This is a genomic window from Marinactinospora thermotolerans DSM 45154, assembly GCF_900167435.1.
GTDB classification, from domain to species: Bacteria; Actinomycetota; Actinomycetes; order Streptosporangiales; family Streptosporangiaceae; genus Marinactinospora; species Marinactinospora thermotolerans.
On the sequence record NZ_FUWS01000002.1, the window covers coordinates 1 to 23,039 of the forward strand.

Annotated in this window: 18 protein-coding genes; 14 read left to right on the forward strand and 4 right to left on the reverse strand. The window is 72.9% G+C overall.

The genetic code is table 11. The features are described 5' to 3' along the window. Positions 1–462 precede the first annotated feature (462 nt). The 3 genes from B5D66_RS02990 (at position 463) to B5D66_RS03000 (ending at position 3,966) form a co-directional block, all read left to right on the forward strand. Entirely contained in the window at positions 463–969 is a 507-nt protein-coding gene (locus tag B5D66_RS02990) for an NUDIX hydrolase (protein ID WP_159457206.1), read from the forward strand. Positions 970–1,379: 410 nt separating this feature from the next. After that, a complete protein-coding gene (locus B5D66_RS02995) occupies positions 1,380–2,984 on the forward strand; it encodes an alpha/beta hydrolase (RefSeq protein WP_235000698.1) in 1,605 nt (534 codons plus the stop codon). A gap of 139 nt (positions 2,985–3,123) precedes the next feature. Next, positions 3,124–3,966, forward strand: coding sequence for a GNAT family N-acetyltransferase (locus B5D66_RS03000; RefSeq protein WP_078760505.1), 843 nt, complete (start codon positions 3,124–3,126; stop codon positions 3,964–3,966). 143 nt (positions 3,967–4,109) lie between these two features. On the opposite strand, the gene B5D66_RS03005 is transcribed toward B5D66_RS03000, so the two are convergent. Continuing rightward, complete coding sequence (locus B5D66_RS03005) at positions 4,110–4,871, reverse strand: hypothetical protein (protein WP_144290685.1); 762 nt, start codon at positions 4,869–4,871, stop codon at positions 4,110–4,112. 82 nt (positions 4,872–4,953) lie between these two features. Further along, positions 4,954–5,676 carry a Crp/Fnr family transcriptional regulator gene (locus tag B5D66_RS03010; protein ID WP_078760053.1) on the reverse strand — a complete coding sequence of 241 codons (723 nt, stop codon included), beginning with the start codon at positions 5,674–5,676 and terminating at the stop codon, positions 4,954–4,956. A gap of 344 nt (positions 5,677–6,020) precedes the next feature. Here B5D66_RS03010 and B5D66_RS03015 point away from each other — a divergent pair, with 344 nt between their 5' ends. Next, entirely contained in the window at positions 6,021–8,117 is a 2,097-nt protein-coding gene (locus B5D66_RS03015; RefSeq protein WP_078760054.1) for a vWA domain-containing protein, read from the forward strand. Further along, positions 8,104–9,537 carry an extracellular solute-binding protein gene (locus tag B5D66_RS03020; RefSeq protein ID WP_078760055.1) on the forward strand — a complete coding sequence of 478 codons (1,434 nt, stop codon included), beginning with the start codon at positions 8,104–8,106 and terminating at the stop codon, positions 9,535–9,537. Before B5D66_RS03015 ends, B5D66_RS03020 begins: the two co-directional genes overlap by 14 nt. Before the next feature lie 56 nt (positions 9,538–9,593). Here the strand turns inward: B5D66_RS03020 and B5D66_RS03025 are convergent, their stop codons facing one another. Next, positions 9,594–10,556, reverse strand: coding sequence for an ATP-binding protein (locus B5D66_RS03025; protein WP_078760056.1), 963 nt, complete (start codon positions 10,554–10,556; stop codon positions 9,594–9,596). A 357-nt stretch (positions 10,557–10,913) separates the two neighbouring features. Between B5D66_RS03025 and B5D66_RS03030 the strand changes: the two genes are divergently transcribed. Then, positions 10,914–11,405: an ATP-binding protein gene (locus tag B5D66_RS03030; RefSeq protein ID WP_078760057.1), complete on the forward strand. Its 492-nt coding sequence runs from the start codon at positions 10,914–10,916 to the stop codon at positions 11,403–11,405. An 805-nt stretch (positions 11,406–12,210) separates the two neighbouring features. On the opposite strand, the gene hisS is transcribed toward B5D66_RS03030, so the two are convergent. Continuing rightward, the gene (gene hisS / locus B5D66_RS03035; protein ID WP_078760058.1) at positions 12,211–13,530 is read right to left on the reverse strand and encodes a histidine--tRNA ligase; all 1,320 of its coding nucleotides are present in this window, start codon (positions 13,528–13,530) and stop codon (positions 12,211–12,213) included. Positions 13,531–13,723: 193 nt separating this feature from the next. On the opposite strand from hisS, the gene B5D66_RS03040 reads away from it, so the two are divergent. The 8 genes from B5D66_RS03040 (at position 13,724) to B5D66_RS03075 (ending at position 23,035) form a co-directional block, all read left to right on the forward strand. After that, positions 13,724–15,079 carry a uracil-xanthine permease family protein gene (locus tag B5D66_RS03040; protein WP_200813525.1) on the forward strand — a complete coding sequence of 452 codons (1,356 nt, stop codon included), beginning with the start codon at positions 13,724–13,726 and terminating at the stop codon, positions 15,077–15,079. A 104-nt stretch (positions 15,080–15,183) separates the two neighbouring features. Then, positions 15,184–16,200 carry a GNAT family N-acetyltransferase gene (locus tag B5D66_RS03045; protein ID WP_078760060.1) on the forward strand — a complete coding sequence of 339 codons (1,017 nt, stop codon included), beginning with the start codon at positions 15,184–15,186 and terminating at the stop codon, positions 16,198–16,200. Between the two features lie 662 nt (positions 16,201–16,862). Beyond that, positions 16,863–17,624, forward strand: a complete 762-nt coding sequence (locus B5D66_RS03050; protein WP_078760061.1) for a PucR family transcriptional regulator ligand-binding domain-containing protein — start codon at positions 16,863–16,865, stop codon at positions 17,622–17,624. After that, the gene (locus tag B5D66_RS03055; RefSeq protein ID WP_078760062.1) at positions 17,621–18,526 is read left to right on the forward strand and encodes an FAD binding domain-containing protein; all 906 of its coding nucleotides are present in this window, start codon (positions 17,621–17,623) and stop codon (positions 18,524–18,526) included. Before B5D66_RS03050 ends, B5D66_RS03055 begins: the two co-directional genes overlap by 4 nt. After that, positions 18,523–19,068 carry a (2Fe-2S)-binding protein gene (locus tag B5D66_RS03060; RefSeq protein ID WP_078760063.1) on the forward strand — a complete coding sequence of 182 codons (546 nt, stop codon included), beginning with the start codon at positions 18,523–18,525 and terminating at the stop codon, positions 19,066–19,068. Before B5D66_RS03055 ends, B5D66_RS03060 begins: the two co-directional genes overlap by 4 nt. After that, a complete protein-coding gene (gene cutA, locus B5D66_RS03065; protein ID WP_078760064.1) occupies positions 19,065–21,515 on the forward strand; it encodes an aerobic carbon-monoxide dehydrogenase large subunit in 2,451 nt (816 codons plus the stop codon). Before B5D66_RS03060 ends, cutA begins: the two co-directional genes overlap by 4 nt. Then, positions 21,512–22,174 carry an SRPBCC family protein gene (locus tag B5D66_RS03070; RefSeq protein WP_078760065.1) on the forward strand — a complete coding sequence of 221 codons (663 nt, stop codon included), beginning with the start codon at positions 21,512–21,514 and terminating at the stop codon, positions 22,172–22,174. Before cutA ends, B5D66_RS03070 begins: the two co-directional genes overlap by 4 nt. Positions 22,175–22,447: 273 nt before the next feature. Beyond that, positions 22,448–23,035 carry a GTP-binding protein gene (locus B5D66_RS03075; RefSeq protein WP_078760066.1) on the forward strand — a complete coding sequence of 196 codons (588 nt, stop codon included), beginning with the start codon at positions 22,448–22,450 and terminating at the stop codon, positions 23,033–23,035. Positions 23,036–23,039 lie beyond the last annotated feature (4 nt).

A 23,039-nucleotide genomic window follows, 5' to 3' on the forward strand; every position in this document is an offset into this window, starting at 1 on the left:
GTGCGGAGTGCTCCCCGCGCACGCGGGGATGGTCCCTCGCCGTTGATGCTGCGCCGGTATGGCCGGTCGTGCTCCCCGCGCACGCGGGGATGGTCTCAGTGGCCTTCTCGCGCTGTGACCTGAACTTCCTGCCAGGCGGGAATCCCCGTCCTAGGCTGGCCGGAGGATCGGCTGGATCACTATGGGGCGGGGGTTCGGTATGCCCGGACAGGGGGAGCGGCCTCCGGTGGCGGTGTGGCCTTGCCCGGGAAGAACCCGCCGAGAGGACCGGCCTCGGTGTGAAGGTCGTCGGGAGGACCTGGCAGTGCGGGACCGGCCGGACCGAGAGGTGTCACGCGATCGCGCGCACCCGATGTGCGCGCCGCGTGGTTCATGACAGTGGAGACCCCCGACCCCTCTCCCGCCCGAGGAGTCGGCCCCGCGTCGGCTGAGGTCCGTGCCGTGCTCAGCCCATCCGTTGGGATGCGAGCTCCTCAGGGCGTCATCGATGACGGCACCCCGCCGACCCCTCCACCGCTGCGCCGGGCCGCCCGTGTCATCGTCCTGGACGAGGCCGGCCGCGTCCTGCTGCTGCGCATCGTCGACCACGGCCGCGTCTTCTGGGCCACTCCGGGCGGCTCGCTGGAGGCGGGAGAGAGCGAGGAAGGGGCGGCCCTGCGGGAGGTCGCTGAAGAGCTCGGACTCGACGGCATCTCGCTGTCCCCGCCCCTGGCCCGCCGGATCAAGGATCACAGGGTCGGCACCGTCCAGCGCCGCCAGGTGGAGACCTACTACCTCACCCGTGTGGACGCGGCGCGGGTCGATGCCGTCACCGGGACGCAGACCGACAACATCCAAGAGCGGCGTTGGTGGCACCTGGAGGAGATCGCGGCCGGCACCGAGCCGGTCTACCCGGCCGAGCTCACCGATCTCGTCGAGACGTACCTGAAGGAGGGAGGGGCGCCGGCCTTCTCCGCGCAGCTCCGGTGAGCCTCGCCGAGGAGATGATCCTCGCGGTCGTTTCGAATCTACGTCGTAAAGTCGGCGTTTCCCTGTCCCCGCCACGCCCTCGTTCCAGACGGGTGAGAGAGCTCCCTCATCAGGTGAGGGAGGGCCGTTCCATGCCGCTGTTCCCCGCCGTCCCGCCCCGGAGTGGAGGGTTCCGGGCGGCCGGTGCGGGCCGGTGGCTTCTCCGGGGCGTGCCGCCGTCGGGTCGCGGCGCCGGGTGGAGCCCGGAGGTTCCACGGCGTCTCCGCTGGGCCGGGCGGTTCCGGCCGGCGTGATCGCCGCCCCGGTGGAGGCGGGTCCGGCGGGGCGGTGGGTCCGCCGTGTCGCTTCCGCGCGCGAGGTCGCGCTACGGAGAGAATTCGAGCGGGTGCTCTCGGCGAGGGGTGGTAGCGATGAGAAGACGTGTGAGCGCGACGGCGGGGATCGCGGTGGGGACGGCACTGGTCACCGTCATGGCGGGAGGTGCCGCCGCGCAACCGGGACCGGACGGCGCGGCCCCCACGGAACCGGCGCCCCTCGACTGGGGCGCCTGCGCCGACCTCGACCCGCGAGGGGACGAGACGCTGGAGTGCGCCACGCTGTCCGTCCCGATGGACCACGACGGCGCGCGGAGCCCACGGGCCGGCCGGCCACAGGAGGAACCGGTGGTCCGCCTCGCCCTGTCCCGCGTCCCCGCGCGCGGCGAACGCCAGGGCGTGCTCGTGGTCAACCCCGGCGGGCCGGGCAGCCCCGGACGCGCCTGGGCGTCGATCACCGCCCTCGGGCTCCCCGACGACCTGCGCGACTCCTACGACGTGGTGGGCTTCGACCCCCGCGGCACTGGAGCCTCCACCCCGTCGGTGACGTGCGATCCCACCTACTTCGACCCGGTACGGCCCAACACCGTGCCGGGCGACGAGCTGGACGAGACCGAACTGCTGGACCGCGCGGGCGGTTACGCCAAGGCGTGCGGCGAGGCAAACGGCGAACTGCTGGAACACATGCGGACGGTCGACAACGCCCACGACCTGGAGGCGGTCCGCGCAGCCCTGGGCACCGAGCGCATCGACTACCTCGGCTACTCCTACGGCTCCTACCTCGGCGCCACCTACGCGACGCTGTACCCCGACCGCGTGCGCCGGCTGGTGCTCGACAGCATCGTCAACCCCGACCTGCCCTGGTACGAGAGCAACCACCGCCAGAGCCTCGCGCTGGACGCGGCGGCCCGCAACTTCTTCGACTGGGTGGCGCGCAACGACGCCACCTACCGCCTGGGGACCACCGGCGAGGAGGTCGCCGAGCGCTACTACGGCCTGCGCGAATCCCTGGCGGCCGAGCCGCTGGAGGGCGTCCTCGGCCCCACCGAACTGGAGGGGACCTTCATCATCGTGGCCTACAACAGCGCCTACTGGCCCAGGCTCGCCAAGGCGCTGGCCGACCACGTGGTGGGCACGGACTCCGCGGCGCTGCTGGCCGCCCACGAACGCTACGGGGAGAGCGCGCAGGACGACCCCGGCTACGCCGTCTACCTCGCCACCGAGTGCACGGACGCGCCCTGGCCGCGGAGCTGGCCGATCTGGCGCGCCGACGCCCGGGCGGTCCACGCCCAGGCGCCCTTCCAGGGGTGGGGCAACACCTGGTACAACGCGCCGTGCATGACGTGGCCGGTCGAGGGCGGCGAGTGGTTCCAGGTGGACGGTTCACGGGTCGAGGGGGCCCTGCTGGTGCAGGCCACCGACGACGGTCCCACCCCGCTGGCCGGCGCCCACGCGATGCGCCGCCGCTTCCCCGAGGGGCGGCTGGTCGTCGAGGAGGGAGGGGTCTCCCACGGCGTCTCCTTCAACGGCAACGACTGCGTGGACGACGTCGTCACCGCCTACCTGCGTGAGGGCGTCCTCCCCGCGGCGGGGGGCGGCGGTGGAGGGGCCGACCTCACCTGCGCCGCCCTCCCGCAGCCGGACCCGGCGGGGGAGCGGGGCGACACCGACCCCTTCGGCGTCGAACGGCGGCCGGCGTGAGGCCGGCCCGGCGCCGCTTTCCGGCCGCCGGTGGTGGGCCCGGGGAGCGTGGTCGTCCGCGGCGGCGGCTGGATAGCATGACGCTGGACGGTTCCGTCGTACCGCCTGCGGGCGGTCGAGAGCGGGTGGGGTGATGCGGATGCTCCGGACCTCCCCGGTGCGGATCCTCGGCGAGCGGGATCGAGCCGAGGTCATGGCGCTCCTCGACGCCGACCCCGTCGGCAACGTCTTCGTCAGCTCCCGGCTGCGCACCGCGGGGCTCGACCCGGGTCGGCTCGGCGCGGAACTGTGGGGGTACGTCGAACGGGGCCGCATCACCGCGTTGTGCTACGCCGGCGCCAACCTGGTGCCGGTCAACGCCGGCCCCGACGCCATCCGCCACTTCGCCGAACACGCCCGCTGGCAGGGGCGCCGCTGCTCCTCGATCGTCGGGCCGATCCCGGCCGTCGAGGACCTGTGGGCGCGGCTCACCCCCTACTGGGGTCCCGCCCGGGCCATCCGCGCCCGCCAGCCGGTGCTGGAGATCTCGGGGCCGCCGCTGGTCGAACCCGATCCCTTGGTCCGCCGTGTGCGGGTGGAGGAGCTCGGCGTCTTAGTGCCCGCCTGCGTCGCGATGTTCACCGAGGAGGTCGGCGTCCCGCCGGACTCCGGTGACGGCGGCGCGCTGTACCGGGCCAGGGTCGAGGAGCTGGTCCGCACCGGTCGCGCCTTCGCCCGTATCGAGGAGGGGCGGGTGGTGTTCAAGGCCGAGGTCGGCGCGGTCACCCCCCAGGTCTGCCAGGTGCAGGGCGTCTGGGTCCACCCGGAGCTGCGGGGGCGCGGGCACTCGTTGGGGGGCATGGCCGCGGTCGTGCGGATGGCGCTGGCCGAGATCGCGCCCCGGGTCACGCTTTATGTCAACGACTACAACGCCGCGGCCCGCGCCACCTACGCGCGCGTGGGGTTCCGCGAGGTCGGCGCGGTGATGTCGGTCCTGTTCTGAAGGCCCGGACAGGCCAGCGGGATGACGCCGCGTCCGTCCCACGCCGCGCCATCCCGGCTCGTCCACGTCCCGTCGTGCCGGTCGGGTCGTGGACGGGGAGGCCGGCCGCCGCCGCCAGTCGGCGAGCCGCCTCCCGGTCTGGGTCACCCTCCCGCGGTCCCGTAGTGGTCGCCGCCGCCGTGCACGGTCACCGTCCCGTAGTTGTACCGGACGTGGGCCTGGGGGCCGTTGTGGGTGACGTAGGGCGCCTGCCAGCGAACCCGGTCGGGAGAGGGCTGGGTGATCTCGGTGGGCGGGTGGGCGCCGCGGTCGCGCTGCCGGGTCGTGGGGACGTGGATCCAGGCGCGCGCCCGGAACCTCTTCTCGGGCTCGTCGATGTCGACCGGGGTGAAGTCGCGCTCGTAGAGGTCGTAGTCGCCCTCGTAGACGACGTCGGTGTAGATCGAGTCGGAGACGACCAGCGCGAAGTCGACGTCGGGGTGGTCGCGTAGCGCCCTGCGGGCCGGGAGGGAGTCGCGCAGCCGGCACACCGACACCACCGCGGCGCCGGTGTAGCCGTTGGGCCCCAGGGCGACGTTGCCCTGGTCGAAGGCCACCCGCAACCGGAGCCGGGCGTCGTCGCGCAGGCCGGCGTTGTGGTGGTAGAGGGCCATCGCGAGTTCGTGGGTGAAGTAGGCGATCACCCGCGCCTCCTCGATGCCGGGCTGGAGCAGGGCGAGCTCCCCGTCCCCCTGGGGCTGGACGTCCCAGCAGGAGCGGTCCAGGTCGGCGTTCTTGCAGACCAGGTCCATGATCCTGACCAGCCATTGCTGTACGTCGTGCTGGGCGCGCCGGCCGCGGTCGCCGTAGGACTCCGCGTCGACGGCCAGGCACATGCGGCGAATGGCGGGAGTGGGGTACTCCATCCGGTCACCTTTCTCGGGGGAGGACTGCTGCGGGGAGCCGGCATCCACGATGACGCGCGGCGGGGCGGGGGATCCCGTATCGCTACGGTTTCGCCATGATCTCCGGGGGCAGTTCGGCGAAATCCCGTAGCCGGGGAAGGTCGCGCACAACGTAGCTGCGGTATCCCACGCTGATCACCTCGTGCTTGCGCAGTTCGGCCAGCGCCTTGTGCACGGCCGGCTCGGAGGCGGAGACGATCGCCGCGAGCTCCGGCTGGGTCAGCGGGATGCCGATCGAGGTGCCGCCGCCCTCGGCGGGGGTTCCGTGGTCGGCGAGGATGCGCAGCAGGGCCCGGGCGACCCGGACGGGGACCTCCTGGCTGCTGAAGTCGATGATCTTGTCGGTCGCCGAGCGCAGCTTCGCCGCGATGGAGGCGTTGACGACGCGCAGGGCCTCGGGGTGGCGGTGCAGGAACCCCTCGAACTCGTCGAAGGGGAGCAGTTGCGCCGCGATCGCCCTGATCGCCACGACCCGGGCCATGCGGCTGCTGCCGTCCATGCCGGCGAGCTCGCCCACGAGGTCCCCCCTGGAGCGCACGGCCAGCAGGATCGTGCGCCCGCTGCCGGACTCGCTGAGGATCTTGACGTGGCCGGTGAGGAGGACGAACACGTGGGTGCTGCGCTCGCCCTGGTGGAGGAGGACCTGTCCGGCCGCGAACTCGCGCCGGACGCCGAGTGAGAGCAGGTCCGCGCGCGGGGTCTCGCTCAAAAGGCCGACGACGCTGGTGGCCGGCCAGGGGCGGGGGGAGGAGCCGTCGAGCCGCATGGTGCAGGGATCTCCGTATCGCGGATACCGAACTCCGGTCGGAGGGGGTCCAGGGGTCCCGCGTGTCCGAACGGGCGGGCGTAGCCATTCCCGGAAATGGACCGCCCGAAAACGAGAGAGTAGGGAAGAAAGGTGTTGCTTCAGGGTAATGCGATATCCAGTGTGACGTCTGGTAAAGCGACGAGGCGAGTCGGCGTGTGGTTCCCGGTATCCCGATGCCGGATCCGGACAGAGAACCAATGAACGCGCGCGGTCCGAAAGTCAGTGAAGTGCACTACTTTTTCTCCTGACGGGCCTTGCCGTTTTCGTGGGGCGCAGAACCGATCCGGGCGGAGGGTGGGGAGATGGAGGACGCCGACCCGGACACGTCCGACAGAGCGCCGCGCCCGGGCCGGCCGCGGCGTCTGCTGCGCGGGCTGACCGTCAACCTGCTCGGTCCGGCACCCGACCCCACAGGGGAGGAGCGCCCCGAGCCGGAGGGGGAACGGCCTCCGGTGCGGCCGTTGGGACTGCTGATCGTCGGCAGCCTGCTCGGCTGGATCGCCGACAACCTCGTTCCCGAGCTTTTGGGAATCGTCTTCGAGGACGAGCTTACCGATATCGGATCGGCGATCCGTTCGATCCTCCAATGGGTCGGGGACGTCTATCTGGCTTTCCTGTGCGCCTGCGCCGCCGGCGTGGGAGGCGTTTACGCCTTCCGGCTCCTGGTCCGCTATTTCGCCGGACACGATCGCTACCTGGCCATTCGCGGCTGGTGGGACGGATGGCGGGTCCGGAAATGGCTGGTCCGCAACCTGCGCGTGGTCGCCGTGATCAGCGTCGTGGTCGCGCTGGGCCTGGTCGCCGGCCATTTCGCGCTGCCGTTCCTGCAACGTTCGGACTGCCGGCCGCCCGCGGAGATCGCGATCGCCACCACGCGGGACGCCGTCGTCCGGGTGGAGGAGGCGACGCGGGCCTACACGGACGAGCTGCGCCGGGACGCCCCGGACGGGTGCCGGCAGGTCCACGTCACCGTCTTCGCCGTCGAACAGGCCGAGGACGTGCGCGAGGCCGTGGCCGCCGGGATCGAGGGCTGGGACCCCACGTGGGGTCCGTTGCCGCACGTGTGGCTGCCCGACTCCAGCGTCGACGTCGAGCTGGCGCGCCGCATCAACCCCGAGGCGCGCTTCGAGGTGGTCGGGTCGATGTGGACGTCCCCGCTGATCCTCGCGGTGCCGCCGGAGCAGGCGGAGCGGCTGGGAGCGGTCCCGGGACAGGAACTGGCTGACCCCCTCGCCGCGCTCCGCGAGGTCGCGCCGGCCGAGGAGGGGCCGGTGGTCCGAGCCGATCCCGGCAGCTCCACCGCCGCGCTGCTGCACACCGCCTTCCTGTACCGGCGCAACGGCGCGATCGGCCCGGACGGCACCCTCCGGTCGGAGGAGGCCGTCCACGAGGCCGAGGCATCGCTCGGCGGCGCGCTGTCCTCGTCGGCTGGGGGAGAGGTGGCCCTCCTGTGCCAGGCGAGCGGGCTCGGCCGGGACGCGGCGGCGGCCCTCACCACGCTCGACGCCCTCCAGGCGCTGCGCTCCGCCGAGCAGCTGCCGGCCGACTGCGAACGCCGGCGGGGCGCCGTCACCGACCTGGTGCCCCTGGTGCTCCCCGACGACCTCGTGCTGGACCACCCGTTCGTCCGGCTGGACTGGGGCGTCGACAGCGGGGTCGCCGAGCAGGTCACGGCTCTCGGCTCCCACCTGACCGCCCGCCGGGACGGCGCCGTCACCGACCTCGCCGGCCACGCCGACCGCGCCGGCGGGGCGCTGGAACGCTACGGGGTGTCCCTGGGAGAGGCCAACATCCTGCTCGCGGTGGACGTCTCCACCTCCATGGCCATGCCGGGGGAGAAGTTCGACGCGGCGATCGCCGAAGCCGACGCCCTGGCGGCGACGGCCACCGCCAACGACCGGATCGGCCTGTGGGCGCTGCCACGGACCCCCGACCCCGCCGACACCGACGCCCAGCGCCTGGTCGACGTGGCCGCGGGCACCGGAGGGCGGGTGCGCGAGCGTCTGCGGGAGCTCGCCCCCCTGCGCGAGTCCACGCCGCTGCGCGAGGTCATCGCCGAGGCGGTGACCGAGCTGGCCGGCACCTCGGCGCGGGACGGCGGCCCGCCCATGCTCGTCGTGCTGACCGACGGGGTGGGGCGACCGCGAGGGGGCCGGATGGACGCGGCCCGACTCGACGAGGCGATGCAGGGCAGTGAGGTGCGGGTGCGCATCGTCGCCGTGGGCGGCCGGGACCAGTGGGGCGACGAGGCGCCCTGCGAGGTCGACCAGATCGAGGAGCTGACCCGCGACGACCGGATCGAGTGCGTGGCGGTCGACCCCGACGACCCCGGACAGGCCGGCCGGCGCCTGCTCGCGCAGGCCCGGGCGGGAGAGGCGGGCGGACATGGCACCACATGAGCGACGGGAGGGGCGGGCCGGCTCCTCGACGGGCGAGGCCGTGCCCATCGCCGAGCGGCGCAGGAGCACGCCCCTGTGGCACATCGCGGTGGCGCTGGCCGTGACGGCCGCGTCGGTGGCCGCCCTGGTCGGGCTGGTCGTCGAACGCTCCCCGGGGGACCCGCCCGGCACGATCGTCGTGGCCACCGGGCGCGACGTCAGCGAGGCCGGGGTGCTGTACCAGGAACTCATCGACCGCTGGAACGCGATGGAGGGCAACGAGGACCACCCGGCGCGGCTGGTGGAGCTGTCGGGCAGGGCCGACCTCCAGCACGCGGAGATGGTGCGCTGGGCGCAGTCGGCCCACACCGGTCCCGAACACCACGAGTACGACGTCCTCAACCTCGACAACCAGTGGACGGCGGAGTTCGCGCGCGCCGGCTGGATCGTCCCGGTGGAGACGGACCTGCGCGCCGAGGGGTTCCTCGGGCGTCCCGTCGAGGCCGTCACCTATGACGGGAGGGTGTGGGCGGTGCCCTTCACCGCCGACGTCGGCATGCTCTACTACCGCACCGACCTGCTGGAGACCGCCGACGTCCGGGGGAGGACCTTTCCCGAACTGCTGGAACGGCTGCGGGAGACGGCGGCGGCCGATGGGACGGTCGAGTATGCCTACGCGGGCCAGTTCGCGCGTTACGAGGGTCTGACCGTCAACGCCATGGAGTTCGTGTGGGGCCACGGCGGGGAGATCGTCTCCGAGGCGGGCCGGGTCCAGTTGCACACTCCCCCGGCGCGTGAGGGGCTCTCCAGCATCGTCACCGGGCTGCGCAGCGGCCTGCTGCCCGAGGACGCCTGGAACGACACCGAGGCCGAGAGCATGCGGCGCTTCGCCGACGGTGAGGCGCTGGCCATGCGCAACTGGCCGGCCCGCTACGACCAGCTCGCCGGCGGCCCCGAGAACGGCGCGGAGGGGACGGGCGCGGGACCGGACTTCGCGATGGTGCCGTTGCCCGAGGGCACCGCGGCGCTCGGCGGCCAGAGCCTCGCCCTGACCGCCGCCTCGCAACAGCCGGCCAAGGCGCGTGAGCTCATCGAGTTCCTGACCGCCGAGTCGCGGCAGCGCGCCCTGTTCTTCTGCGGCGGGTACGCGCCCACCCGGGCCGGCGCCTACGAGGGGGACTTCCACGGCACCTGCCCGGGCGAGCCGGACGGCGCGGGCGCGGCGCCCCGCCCGCTCGACGATCGGCGCCCCTACGCCGCGGACCTGCGCGCGGCGGTCGAGGAGGCGCGGCTGCGGCCGGTGACCCCCTACTATCCGCAGTTCACCGGCGCCTTCCACACGGGGTTCCACGACCTGCTCACCCGGCACGGCGGCGTCCTCGACCAGGGGGACCTGACGGTCCTGCACGAGGCCGCGGAGATGGCCCTGCGCGGCGCCTGACCCCTGTTCCGGCGGGCTTGCGCGCGACCGGACGCTCGCCCGCGCTCCGCGTGGCCCTACCGCGCGGCCAGCGCGAGCGGACCCATCACGAAGTCGGGGTCCACCTGGGCGGACAGGTCGGCGCCGGTGGCGGCGTCGGCCCAGGCGCGCGCGTTGCGCAGGTGGAATTCGACCCCCTGCCGGGTGAACCGCTCCCAGTCCTTGGGAACGGCGTCCACGGCGTCGCGCATCCAGGCCAGCGCCTTGGCGTTGTCGTCCTCGAGCTCCTCCAGCCCCGGGTGGTGTCCCTTCTCCATCGCCCGCACGAACGCCGAACGGCCTAGACACACGCTGAGCGCGTCACCCACGTGCTCGCGCAGGAACTCCACGTCCTCGGGTCCCTCGACCTTGTTGCCCACGACGCGGATCGTGACGTCGTAGTCGCGGGCGTACTCGGCGTACTGGTGGTAGACGCTGACGCCCCGAAGGGTCGGCTCGGCGACGAGGAAGGTCACGTCGAAGCGGGTGAACAGGCCCGAGGCGAAGGAGTCGGCGCCGGCGGTCATGTCCACGACGACGTACTCGTCGGGTCCGTCCACGAGGTGGTTGAGGTACAGCTCGACCGCCCCCACCTTGGAGTGGTAGCAGGCGACGCCGAGGTCGTCCTCGGCGAACGGGCCGGTGAGCATCAGCGTGGCGCCGGCCACGGGGAGGCCGAAACGCCGGTGGACCGGGTTGTCGGGGGAGAGGTCGAGCAGCCGCGACCCGCGCCCCGGAGGGGTCGTCTTCACCATCTGCTCGGCCGAGGCGATGCGGGGGTTGGAGCCGCGCAGCAGGTCCTTGATCTCGGTCAGGTGCGACCCCAGCGGGGGCAGCGCGCGGAGCTGGTCGGGGGAGGCGCCCAGGGCGGCCCCCAGATGCTGGTTGATGTCGGCGTCGATGGCCACCACCGGCAGGCCGGTGGCCGCGAGGTGGCGGGTGAACAGGGCCGACAGCGTCGTCTTGCCGCTGCCTCCCTTGCCGGCGAAGGCGATCTTCATGTCTGGTGTTCCCCTTCGATGATCGGTTGGAGAAAATGATTATCGTTCCTAGAGGGGGGTGGTGTCAGGCATTTCACCGGATCCGTCCCCGCTGGTGTCGCCGAGCCCGCCCGGGGGCCGCTGCTGTCTGGTATGTGGGAGAATCACCAGGTCAAAGTGAGGTTGGGGCGCCGCACGGATTCTTTGCCGCATCGCGATCCGACACATGGCCGCGTTTTGTGAGGGAGCCGTGATGCCGGAGCGCGGGATGTGTTGTGCTGTGCAGGGCACGCTCTTGTCTAGGGTGAGGGCCGTCGAGAACGCGCCGGGCGCAGCCGGGGGCGGGTAGCGTCTGGAGCTGATGGGAGTGACATCGGGATGACCGAATCGCAGCGACTCCGGGAATACGACGCGACCGGCCCGTTCGATGCGCCACTGCCCGACGGTGCTCCCGACGGTGTGACGACCGACCACACGGTGTGGAGCTGTGTCGGCAACCTCACCGCCGTGCGGTCCATCCGCGCCCGGGTCCGCGACTTCCTCTCCCGAACCGGTCACGCGGGCCCCATACTCGACGACGCCGAACTCGCGGTCAGCGAGCTCGCCACCAACGCCCTGCTGCACTCCCGCTCGGGCCGGATCGGCGGGGTGATGACCCTCTACATCCGAGTCGGCGCCGACCGCGTGCGCGTCGCGATCGCCGACCAGGGCGCCAAGGACGCCGACGATGGCGAGGGACGGGTGGTGAGCCGTCAGGGCGAGGGCGACTACGGCCGGGGCAAGCTCATCATCGACAGCTGCACCTCGCGTAGCGGGGAGTACTGGACCGAGGCCACCCATGTCGCCTGGTTCGAGATCGACGTCTTCTGAGACGGTCGCCACGGGCGGCGACCGGGTTCGCCACGCCCCCTCCGCGTGGCGAACCCGGATCACCCGTTACCCGGGCCGCGAGTGCCTCCCCTCGGGGCACTCACGGCCACGCGGTCCCGAGGCGCCGCGGCGGTGACGGCGGCCGTCCGCTCCGTCGCCCCCGCGATCACGAAGCGGGGCCCCGGCCGGCCGTGTCCGTTCCGCACGTCTGCGACCTCTCGGAAGGTGCGTCCAGGACGCGCGATACGCTCTCCGGCCCGCATCGAGCGGGGCTCGGATCGCGGTTACGACACTAACGTCTTCGCGCGCGTTTGCACATGCATTCTCGTGTGCATCTGCATATGTGCCCCGCGGGGGAGAGGGGAGATCTGTCCTCCGATGGAGTGCACAAAAAGGACAGAACGGTAGGCGGGACGACTCCGCGGTGCCGGGCGAGGAGCCTCCCCGAACCCTGCGGCGGAACCGGCACGCCGGCCGAAGGAACGCGTGGAAAGCGGTGACCAGGGGTTTAAGCCGGCTCCGGCCGGCGCGTCCGGCGTCGCCGGTCCGAATCCCGCGCGAACGGGGCCGGCCGGCCCTTGACCCCACGCCGCCGCCGGCACGCCCCGTCCCCGGCACGCTCCGGCCGGATCCGGCCACACCGGGGGTCCTACGGCGCTGGCCACCATGTGGGGTGGACGGTCCGCGCGACCGGGGCGGCCGGCACCGGGGACGCGGAGACGGCGCGGCCCGGGGCGGGGAACCCGCCCCGGGCCGGGATGATCCCCGACGGGCGGCCGGCGCGGCCGTCCGGACGCTCGGGAGGTCAGGGACGGCTCCAGGAGGACGGGTCGGCCTCGTACTGCTCGCCGGAGGACAGGTCCTTGACCTCGTGCGGGCGGCCGTCCTCGAACGGGGGGAACCACACGAACGGGATGCCCTTGCGGGAGGCGTATTGGATCTGCTTCCCGATCTTCGCGGCCTGGTGGTAGACCTCGGTGTTGAACCCGCGCTCGCGCAGCAGCGCCGCGGTGCGCAGCGCCTCGGCGCGCCGGTCGTCGCCGGGAAGCACGACCAGCACGTCGGTCGGGCAGGAGCGGCCGGCGGTCAGCCGCCCCTCGGCGACGAGCTTGGCGAAGATCCGGGTGAGGCCGATGGAGATCCCCACGCCGGGCAGGTTGCGGCGGATGAACTGTCCGGCCAGGTTCTCGTAACGGCCGCCCGCGCAGATGCTGCCGTAGCCCGGGTCGTCGTCGAACGTCGCCTCGTAGACGGTGCCGGTGTAGTAGTCCAGGCCGCGCGCGATGGACAGGTCGGCCACCATGCTGCCCGTGGGCAGGTCCGACAGGGAGTCGAGCACGAAGCCCAGTTCCTCCAGGCCCTCGGAGAGCAGCTCCGAGCGCACGCCGAGCTTGGCGACCTCCTCCACCACGGAGGCGTCGGCGCCCCGGATGGCGGCGAGGTCGAGGCAGGCGGTGGCCTGTTCGGCGGACAGCCCGACCTGGTCGACCAGGATCTCGCGGACGGCGTCGGGGCCGATCTTGTGCAGCTTGTCGACCGCCCGGATCACCGCGAGCGGGTCGCCGATGCCCAGGCCCTCGTAGAAGCCCTGGAGCACCTTGCGGTTGTTGATGTTGAGCGTCCAGGCGGGGATGTCCAGGCCGGTGAGGACCTCGTGGACGATGCGCGGCAGCTCGGCGTCGAAGTGCAGGGGGACCCGGTCGACGTTGATGACGTCGATGTCGCACTGCGTGAACTCGCGGAAGCGCCCTTCCTGGGGACGCTCGCCGCGCCACACGCGCTGCATCTGGTACCGCTTGAACGGGAAGACGAGTTCGTTGAAGTGCTGGGCGACGTAGCGGGCGAACGGGACGGTCAGGTCGAAGTGCAGACCCAGCCGGGCGTCGCTGTCGTCGTCGGCGTCGGCCTGGAGCCGGTGCAGGGTGTAGACCTCCTGCGAGGTCTCCCCCTTGGCCATCAGCACGTCGAGCGCCTCGACCGAGGGGGTCTCGACCGAGGCGAACCCGTAACGCTCGAACCCGGCGCGGATATGGTCCAGCCAGCGCTGCTCCACGGACCGGATCTCGGGCGTCCACTCGGGGAAGCCGCTGATGGGTGTGGGACGGACAACGCGCTGTTCGGACATTGCTTCGGTCGGCTCCTTAGGCCTCGCACCGGGGTTGACCAGTCCCATGGTAGGCCCTGGTCGGGCGAGGACCCGTCGCGCAACATGTCTGATTTGTTGCTAGAGATCGCTTTAGGGGAGAATTGTCGGTTGGCGTGCGGCGAGCTCGGCCCCACGCTCCCAACGGAGACTCTGGGAGGACAGGGGCATGAAACTGGGCTTGGGATGGAAGCTCTACGGCGACGGGAGCGCTCCGCCGCCGGGTGAGGTGGTGCGGCCGGACGAACGGTTGTCGTGGGGCCGGACGGTGGGGCTCGGCGCCCAGCACGTCGTGGCCATGTTCGGTGCCACCTTCGTCTTCCCGCTGCTCATGGGGCTGGACGCGAACCTTGCCGTGATGATGTCGGGCGTCTCGACGATCCTGTTCCTCCTCATCGTCGGCGGCAAGGTGCCCAGCTACCTGGGCTCCAGCGCGTCGTTCGTCGGCGTCGCCACCGCCGTCCACGCCTCGGGCGGCGGGATCGCGGAGATCACCGGCGCGACGTTGTGCGTCGGCGTCGTCCTGGCGTTGGCGGGCGTGCTCATCCACCTGGTCGGTCCGCGGATCATCCTCAAGACGCTTCCACCGGCGGTCACCGGCGCGGTCGTCATGCTCATCGGTTTCAACCTCGCCCCCGTGGTCGCCGGCACCTACTGGCCGCAGGACCAGTGGGTCGCTCTCCTCACGATGGTGTTCGTGGTGGTGGCGACGGTGCTGTTCAAGGGGTTCCTCGGCCGGATCACGGTGCTGCTGGGGCTGGTGTTCGGGTTCGCGCTGTCGTGGGTGCTCGACGCGGTGACCGGCCCGGCCGGTGTGCCGCAGGAGGACGGGAGTATCGCCGAGGCGTTCCGGGTGGACCTGTCCGGCGTGGCCGAGGCCCCGTGGTTCGGCCTGCCCGACTTCCACGCGCCGGCCTTCGAGGCCTCGGCCATCCTCCTCGCCCTGCCCCTGGTGATCGCGTTGATCGCGGAGAACGCCGGACACGTCAAGGCCGTCGAGGAGATGACCGGCGAGCCGCTGGACGGCCACATGGGCCGGGCGATCATCGCCGACGGCGTGGCCAGCGGTCTGTCCAGCGCTGTGGGCGGCCCGCCGACCACGACCTACGCGGAGAACATCGGGGTCATGGCGGCCACCCGGGTGTACTCGACGGCGGCCTACTACGTGGCGGCGATCGTGGCGATCCTGTTCGGGCTGTGCCCGAAGTTCGGCGCGCTGGTCGCGGCCACCCCCAGTGGGGTACTGGGGGGCATCACCGTGGTGCTGTACGGCATGATCGGCCTGCTCGGCGCGAAGATCTGGGTGGAGAACCGGGTCGACTTCGCCAACCCGGTCGTGCTCGTCCCGTTGGCGGCGGGCCTCATCGCCGGCATCGGCGGGGTCCGGTTGAGCTTCGGCGACCTCGTGATCGAGGGCATCGCCCTGGGCACGATCATCACCCTGCTCGGCTACCACCTGCTGGCCTGGCTCGCCCCCGAGGGGATGAAGCCCCGGCCGCTCCCCGAACCCCGGCCGGTCCCCGAGCGCTGACCTTTCCGGCCCGTCCCGGGGCGGGCCGGGAAAACCTGTTGCCCCGTCCCCGGGTGACACGGGATAACGGGATCCGAGGCCGTCAGCCGACCCCGGGAGCGACCGTGACCGACATCCGTCCCATCGACCCCCACGACGAGACGGCGCTGCGGGCCTGGCACGCGGCCATGAGCGAGGCGGTGCGCGCCGGGCGGCGCGACCCCCTGGTCCTCCCCTACGGGGAACTCGCCGCCTCGCTCCGCGAAGCCGACGACGACTGGGAGCGTCTCGCCTACGCCGCCTTCGCCGGGGACGAGATCGCGGGAACCCTGCTCCTGAGACTGCCCACGACGCACGACCGCCACATCGTCCATGCCGAGCTCGCGGTCCTCCCCCGGTTCCGCGGCAGGGGGTACGGCCGGGCCCTGGCCGGCCACGTCGAGCTGACCGCCCTCGCCAAGGGGCGCACCACCCTCCTCGCGGTGGTCGGCGTCCCCGTGGGGGAACAGGCCGAGACCTGGCCCGACGTCCGGTTCGCCCGGCGCAACGGGTTCGTCGAGGCCCACGTCGAGGACCATCTCGTCCTGCCGCTCCCGTTGCCCGCCGCCGACCTCGCCGCCGTCGGGGAGCGCGCCGCGGCGCACCACCCCGGCCACGACCTGCTCTCCTGGATCGGTCCCTGCCCCGCCGAACACCTCGACGCCTACGTCGCCATGTGCACGCTCATGGAGTACGACGTCCCCGTCGGCGATCTCGACGTCCGTCCCCTGGAGTGGGACGCCGCGCGGGTGCGCCGCCTCGAACGACGCCTGGCGGTCCAGGGCATCACCCCCCTCACCACCGCGGCCCGGGCCCCGGACGGCTCCCTCGTCGGCTACACCACCCTCCAGGTCTCCCGGTACGCGCCCGCCGAGGTCTACCAGGACGACACCCTGGTCGTGCGGGCCAGCAGGGGACTGCGGCTGGGGGCCGCGATGAAGGCGCGCAACCTGGAGGTCCTGCAACGGGAGTTCCCCGAACGGAAACGGGTGCACACCTGGAACGCCCAGGTCAACGACCCCATGCAGGGGATCAACCGCCTCTTCGGGTTCCGGGCGGTCGAAACCGAGTACGAGGTCCAGCGGATCCTGCCGACGGCCTGATCGCGCTGCCGCCTTTCGTCCCGAGCTGCTTGACGGTGAGGTGGTGGAGGGCGGGCAGGAATCCGCGCACCACGCCGCCACCTGCTGGGGTGGGCTTGGACCGCGGTCGATGAGCGCGGCGCGGGCGCCGGACCGGAGGCCCGAGAGCTCGGCGACGGCGCCTTTGATCCGGGCCGGCGCTTCGACGGGGCGGGGTGGGGGCGCCACCACCGGCCCACTAGGACGGTGAGCGGGCCGGTGGGGCCTGCGAGCTCCACGGAGCACCGACCGACGCGAACCGGTGTGTCCGGGGCTACACCGGCGAACGGCCTCGCGCTCTGTGGGGCGCCGAGGAGTACTCCGTCGGACGGCCGCGCGGCGTCGCGTGCCAGTAGTGCGACAACGACCGGCCAGGGAACACCCCTGAGTTCACGGTAGACCGCCATGACAGGCACGCCCAGTACCCGCCCCGACCGGAATGGGCCGCTCACAATGTCGTAAAGCCGCCCCGGAACGGCGCCGGGATGTTGAGATCCGCCGCCGGGGATGCTAAAGGCCGCGCCTCAGGTATGGCCGAAACCCCGCGCGGGCCGTCCCGCCTCCCCGCCGTGGGCGTGACACCCTCCCGGCCGTCACCGGTCTCATCCGCGAGATAACCGTGGGTGAACGACTATCGTCACCCCATGGGAAACGTTGCCGATGATCCGGCGACTCGTGCAGGTGTTCCGCCGAGCGACGGTCATGGGCGGGGGACACGCCGTGGCGCGTCGGCGCGTGGCCTGTCCGTCGCCGGGGCGCTCGGCCTGTCGAACCTGTCGGGGGCGCGGGTCCTCGCCGGGGCGGCCGGGCCGGACCGTGTCATCCAGTTGCTGGACGTCATGGAGGTTCCCGACACCCTGCCGCGGGTCAAGCCGCACGAGCCCCCGCTCAGCACCGGATACCCGCCGCGCGACCCCCTCCAGGGGATGCCGCGCCTCGTGCGCGACCTGGCCGAACGCGACCTCGCGGCCAGCGCGATCAAGCCGGGGCGCTACGTGGAGGGGCTTCCGCCCGCGATGCTGCGCGCCGCAGCCGAGCCGCGGCTGCCGGTCCCGCGCCTGGGGGATGACGCGGCCTTCGACGACGTGATCGACCAGCTCCTGACCGACATCCTCAACCGTCAGGCCGCCGGCCGGCCCGCTCCGAGGAGGGCCACCGCGTCCCCGTCGGGGTGGCCCCGGCCGGGGGAGGACCGGTCGCGCCCACCTCGGCCCCCGGCCGGCTCGCCTCCCACAGACGGCGGGGGAGCGGGGCCGTCGGCGGCGCGGCCGTCACCCGCGCGGCCCCGGACCGGGAGGGGGGAAGGAAGGGGGAGGGGAGGACACCTGACGTCGGCCGCGGTCTCCGGCGCGACCGGAGGCGGCGCCGGCCCCGCGCAACGTGTCGAGCCGGAAGGACACCCGTGAAACCACCACCGTTCCACTACCACGCCCCGACCACGCTGGCCGACGCGCTGACCGTGCTGGGCGAGACCGGACCGCACGGCAAGATCCTCGCCGGGGGACAGAGCCTCATCCCTCTGCTCAACATGCGGCTGGCCGCCCCCGCCCACCTCATCGACATCAACCGCCTCGCGGAGCTCGACCGGGTGGACGTCGACGACGGCGGCGTGCGCGTGGGGGCGCTGGCCCGGCACGCCCGTGTGGAGGCCGACCGCTCCGCCGCGGAGGCGATCCCGCTGCTGCGTCAGGGACTGCGCCTGGTCGCCCATCCCGTCATCCGCAACCGCGGCACCACCGTCGGCAGTCTCGTCCACGCCGACCCGAGCGCCGAGATGCCGGCCGTGCTCGCGCTGCTCGGAGGCAGTCTCGACCTCGTCTCGGCGTCGGGCCGGCGCACGGTGGCCGCCGCGGACCTGTACGTCGGCCCCTTGGAGAGCTGCCTGCGCGCCGACGAGCTGGCCGTCTGCGCGCGTTTCCCCCGGCCCGCCCCTGGCACCGGGACCGCGTTCGTCGAGATCGCCCGCAGACGCGGCGACTACGCGGTGTGCGGGGTGGCCGCGCTCGTGACACTCGACGACGACCTGCGCGTGGCCGCCGCGCGCGCGGCCTACCTGTCGATGGCGCCGGTCCCCCACGTACTCGACCTCATCGAGGCCGTGGCCGGACGTCCCCCCGACACCGCCGACTTCGCGGCGGCCGGCCGGCTCGCCCGCGGCCGGCTCGACCCCGAGGACGACATCCACGCCACCGCCGAGTACCGCGCCCACCTGGCCGAGGTCCTCACCGCCCGCGCGCTGCGCGAGGCGGCGGAGGCGGCGGTCGGGGCGCTGGGCGCCTCCCGGCCCGACCCGGAGCGCGCGACATGAACGAGGAGACCCACGAGATCCGGCTGCGTGTCAACGGCGTGCCCCGCGCGGCCACCGTCCCGGCCCGCCGACTGCTGTCGGACTGCCTGCGCCACGACCTCGGACTGACCGGCACGCACGTCGGCTGCGAACACGGGGTGTGCGGCGCCTGCACCGTGCTGCTCGACGGGCGGCCGGTGCGCTCATGCCTGATGTTCGCCGTCGGCGCCGACGGCCACGAGGTCACCACCGTCGAGGGACTGGCCGCCGCCGACGGGACACCGCACCCCGTCCAGCGGGCCTTCCGCGAGTGCCACGGCCTCCAGTGCGGTTTCTGCACGCCGGGCTTCCTCACCGTCGTGGCGGCGTTCCTGGAGGAGAACCCCGAACCGACCGAGGAGCAGGCCCGCGAGGCGATCGGGGGCAACCTGTGCCGCTGCACGGGGTACGTCAACATCGTCCGAGCGGTCCTGCGGGCCGCGGAACTGCGCCGCGCGGCGGGGCGGGACCCGCAGGCGGGAGACCCGGCGCCGCGCGGACCGGTCAGGAGGCAACGCCCATGAGCGCGAGGATGTTCGGCGCGCCCGTCCAGCGCACCGAGGACGAACGGCTCCTCACCGGGCGCGGAGCCTACCTCGACGACCTGGGCGCCGACGCCTACGCCGCGGTGTTCGTGCGCAGCCCGCATGCCCACGCGCGCGTCCGCGACGTCGACGTCACCGACGCGCTCGACGTCGACGGGCTCATCGCGGTCTACACCCACGAGGACCTGACCGGCCCCATGGCCGAACCGCTGCCGCTGCTCCTGCCCCACCCCTGCATCGTCGACGGCCGCACCCCCCACGCCCTGGCCGCCGGGTATGTCCACCACGTCGGCGCGCCCGTGGCGATGGTCGTGGCCCGCGACCGCTACCTGGCCGAGGACGCGGCCGAGCGCATCGCCGTCGACTACGAGGTCCTCGCCCCGGTCGTCGGCATCGAGGCGGCCGTCGCCGCCGAACACGTGGTGCACGCCGGCATGTCCGACAACGTGGCCGCCCACCTGGTGCAGGAGGTCGGTGACGCGCGGGCGGCGATCGCCGCGGCCCCCCACCGCCTGGAGCTGGACCTCGACATCGAGCGATCGGCGTGCACCCCGATGGAGGGGCGCGGCGTCTACGCGCGTTGGGACGAGGCCGGCGGTTCGCTGCGCCTGTACAGCTCGACCCAGACCGCCTCGGGGGTGCGCGCCGCCGTCGCCGCCAAGCTCGGCCTCGACGTGGGCCGGGTCGAGGTCGTGGTGCCCGACGTGGGCGGCGGTTTCGGCGTCAAGATCATGCACCCCTGGCCCGAGGAGGTGATGGTGCCGTGGGCCGCCCGCCGGCTGGGCCACGGTGTGAAGTGGACCGAGGACCGCCGCGAGCACTTCATCGCAGCGGCCCACGAGCGCGGACAGCGGCACACGGTGCGCGCCGGCTTCGACGACGAGGGGCGCCTGCTCGGCCTGGACGTGGAGATCCTGCACGACAACGGCGCCTACCTGCCCTACGGCGTCATCGTCCCCATCGTGACGTCCACCCAGCTGCTCGGCCCCTACAAGCCCGGCGCCTACCGGGTGGAGTTTCGCAGCCTCTACACCACCACCGTCATCGTCACCCCCTACCGGGGCGCCGGCCGGCCCCAGGGCGTCTTCGCGATGGAGCGCACGATGGACGCCATCGCCGACCGGCTGGGCAGGGACCGGGCCGAGGTGCGCGAGGTCAACCTCATCCGGCCCGACGAGATGCCCTATGACCAGGGCCTGCTGTTCCAGGACGGCCGCCCCCTGGTCTACGACTCCGGTGACTATCCGCGGACCCTGCGCATGGTCAAGGAGCTGATCGGCTGGGAGGGGTTCGCCGCCGAACGGGAGCGGGCGCGTGCCGAGGGGCGGCGGATCGGCATCGGCCTGGCCTGCTACGTCGAGGGCACCGGCCCCGGCCCCTATGAGGGCGGGCACGTCCAGGTCGGGACCGACGGCAGGGTGCGCGTCGCGACCGGGCTGACCAGCCAGGGGCAGGGCCACCACACGATCCTGGCCCAGATCGTCGCCGACGAGCTGGGGGTTGCGATGTCCGACGTCGAGGTGACGACCGGCGACACCCGGCGTATGCCCTACTCGGTGGGGACCTTCGCCTCGCGCGGGGCGGTCATGAGCGGCAGCGCCGTGGCCCTGGCCGCCCGGAAGGTCCGGGAGAAGGCGCTGCGCGTGGCCGCCGACGCGCTGGAGGCCGACCCCGGCGACCTGGAGATCGCCGGGGGACGGGTCCACGTGCGCGGCGTCCCCGGGGCGGGCATGGACCTGGGGACGGTGGCGGTGCTGTCCAACCCGCTGCGCTACGCCTTCGACGAGGCGTCCCGGGCGGCGACCCAGTTCGCCCGGCCGGCCGACCACGCGGCCCCGCCGGTGCCCGAGGGGGACGCGCCCGGGCTGGAGGGCACCGACTTCCATTCGCCGTTGCGCTCCACCTTCGCCAACGGCGCGCACGCGGTGGTCGTGGAGACCGACCCCGAGACCGCCGAGATCACGATCCTGCGCTACTGCGTGGTCCACGACTGCGGCCGGCTCGTCAACCCGCTCATCGTCGAGGGGCAGATCCACGGCGGGGTGGCCCAGGGCGTGGCCGGGGCCCTGTACGAGCGCATGGCCTACGACGCCGACGGGCAGCTCCTCAACGCCTCGTTCATGGACTTCCTCGTCCCCTACGCCAGTGAGATCCCGCCGATCCGGATCGCCCACCTGGAGACCCCCAGCCCGCTCAACCCGCTCGGGGTCAAGGGGGCGGGAGAGGCGGGGGTGATCCCCGGGGCGGCGGTCATCGCCTCGGCGATCGAGGACGCCGAGGGGTTCCCCGTCCGCTCGATGCCGATCTCGCCGTCGGACCTGTTTGGGCTGCGCCGGCGGTTCGCGGCCGGCGAGATCCCGCCGCTGCGCCGCGCCGAGCGCGCCCGAGGACGGCGCGCCAACGAGACAGGAGAACCGGACGTATGAAGGTCACCGGCAACGCCACGCTGAACGCGCCCGTCGAGGAGGTGTGGGACACCCTGCTGGACCCGCGGGTGCTGGCCCGCGCCATCCCCGGCTGCGAGCAATTGGAGGCCACCGGTCCCGATCGCTACCGCGGCACGATCACCGCGGGGGTCGCCTCGATCCGGGGGACCTTCCAGGGGGAGGTGGAGCTGGCCGACCTGCGGCGGCCGGCCGCGCTGACGCTGCGGGCCGCCGGCGCGGGCGGACCCGGGACGGTCCGGGCCGAGGTCGCGGTGCGCCTGGCCGACCTGGGGGACGGCCGGACCGAGGTCGCCTACGACGCCGACGCGGTGGTCGGCGGCATGGTCGGCGGGGTCGGCCAGCGCGTCCTGGCCGGTGTCGCCAAGAGGATGGCCGGGGAGTTCTTCGCCGCGATCGACGGCGAGCTCGCCGGCCGCACCGCGCCGGAGGGCGCACCCGTGCCGGCGGCGGGCCCCGATGATGTGGCGCACACCGCATCGGCTCCCGCCGGGCCGCGGGTGCCCTCAGGCGCGGGCGGGGCGCCCGTGCCGGCCGGGGGAGCGGGGTTCGTCGAAGGCGCCCTGGTCGGCGCGGTGATCGCGCTGGTCGGGGTCGTGGTGGGCGCCGTCGTGGCCCGGCGCGCGGGAGGAGAAGGGTGAGGAAACGGTGAGAACAGCGGTGTTCGCCGCCAACCGGGACGCCACTTTCACCGGAGCCGCTCCGCCTTCTCCGCGCCGGGAAGGGGCCTCGACGCCGCAGGTCAGGGCGCGGAGGCGGGCGGCGAACGGGAAGGAGCGGGGAGGGGCGGGGTGAGGGCGCTGCGTATGGGGTCGACCACGCCACGTCCAACGGAATGCTAGGTTCACTGGAAGGTGGGCGAAGTTGATCTTCATCGCCAGACCCTTGAGCCCGCGTCGCGAGGACACAGACCAGTGAACGACTCCCCGAAGCTCTCCACCAAGATCATCGTTGCCGGCGGTTTCGGCGTCGGCAAGACGACGTTCGTGGGCACGGTCTCGGAGATTCCGCCGGTGCGCACGGAGGCCGCGGTCACGGCAGCGAGCGCCGGCATCGACGACCTGTCCAAGACGCCGGACAAGACGAGCACGACCGTCGCCATGGACTTCGGCCGCATCTCGCTCGACACCGACCTGACGCTCTACCTCTTCGGCACCCCCGGCCAGCAGCGTTTCTGGTTCATGTGGGACGACATGGTGAAGGGCTCCCTCGGAGCGGTCATCCTCGTCGACACCCGCCGCCTGGAGGAGTCCTTCCAGGCCATCGACTACTTCGAGAAGCAGTACCGGCTGCCCTTCCTCATCGCGGTCAACGCCTTCGCCGAGGAGCACGTCTACACCGCCGACGAACTGCGCGACGCGCTCGCCCTGGGACCCGACGTGCCGGTCGTGTGGTGCGACGCCCGCGAGCGCGACTCGGTGCTCAGCGTACTGATCAAGCTGGTCAAGCACGCCATGGCGATGGAGGCCCGCCAGCGCGGCCAGCTCGTGCACCAGGGCTAGACCG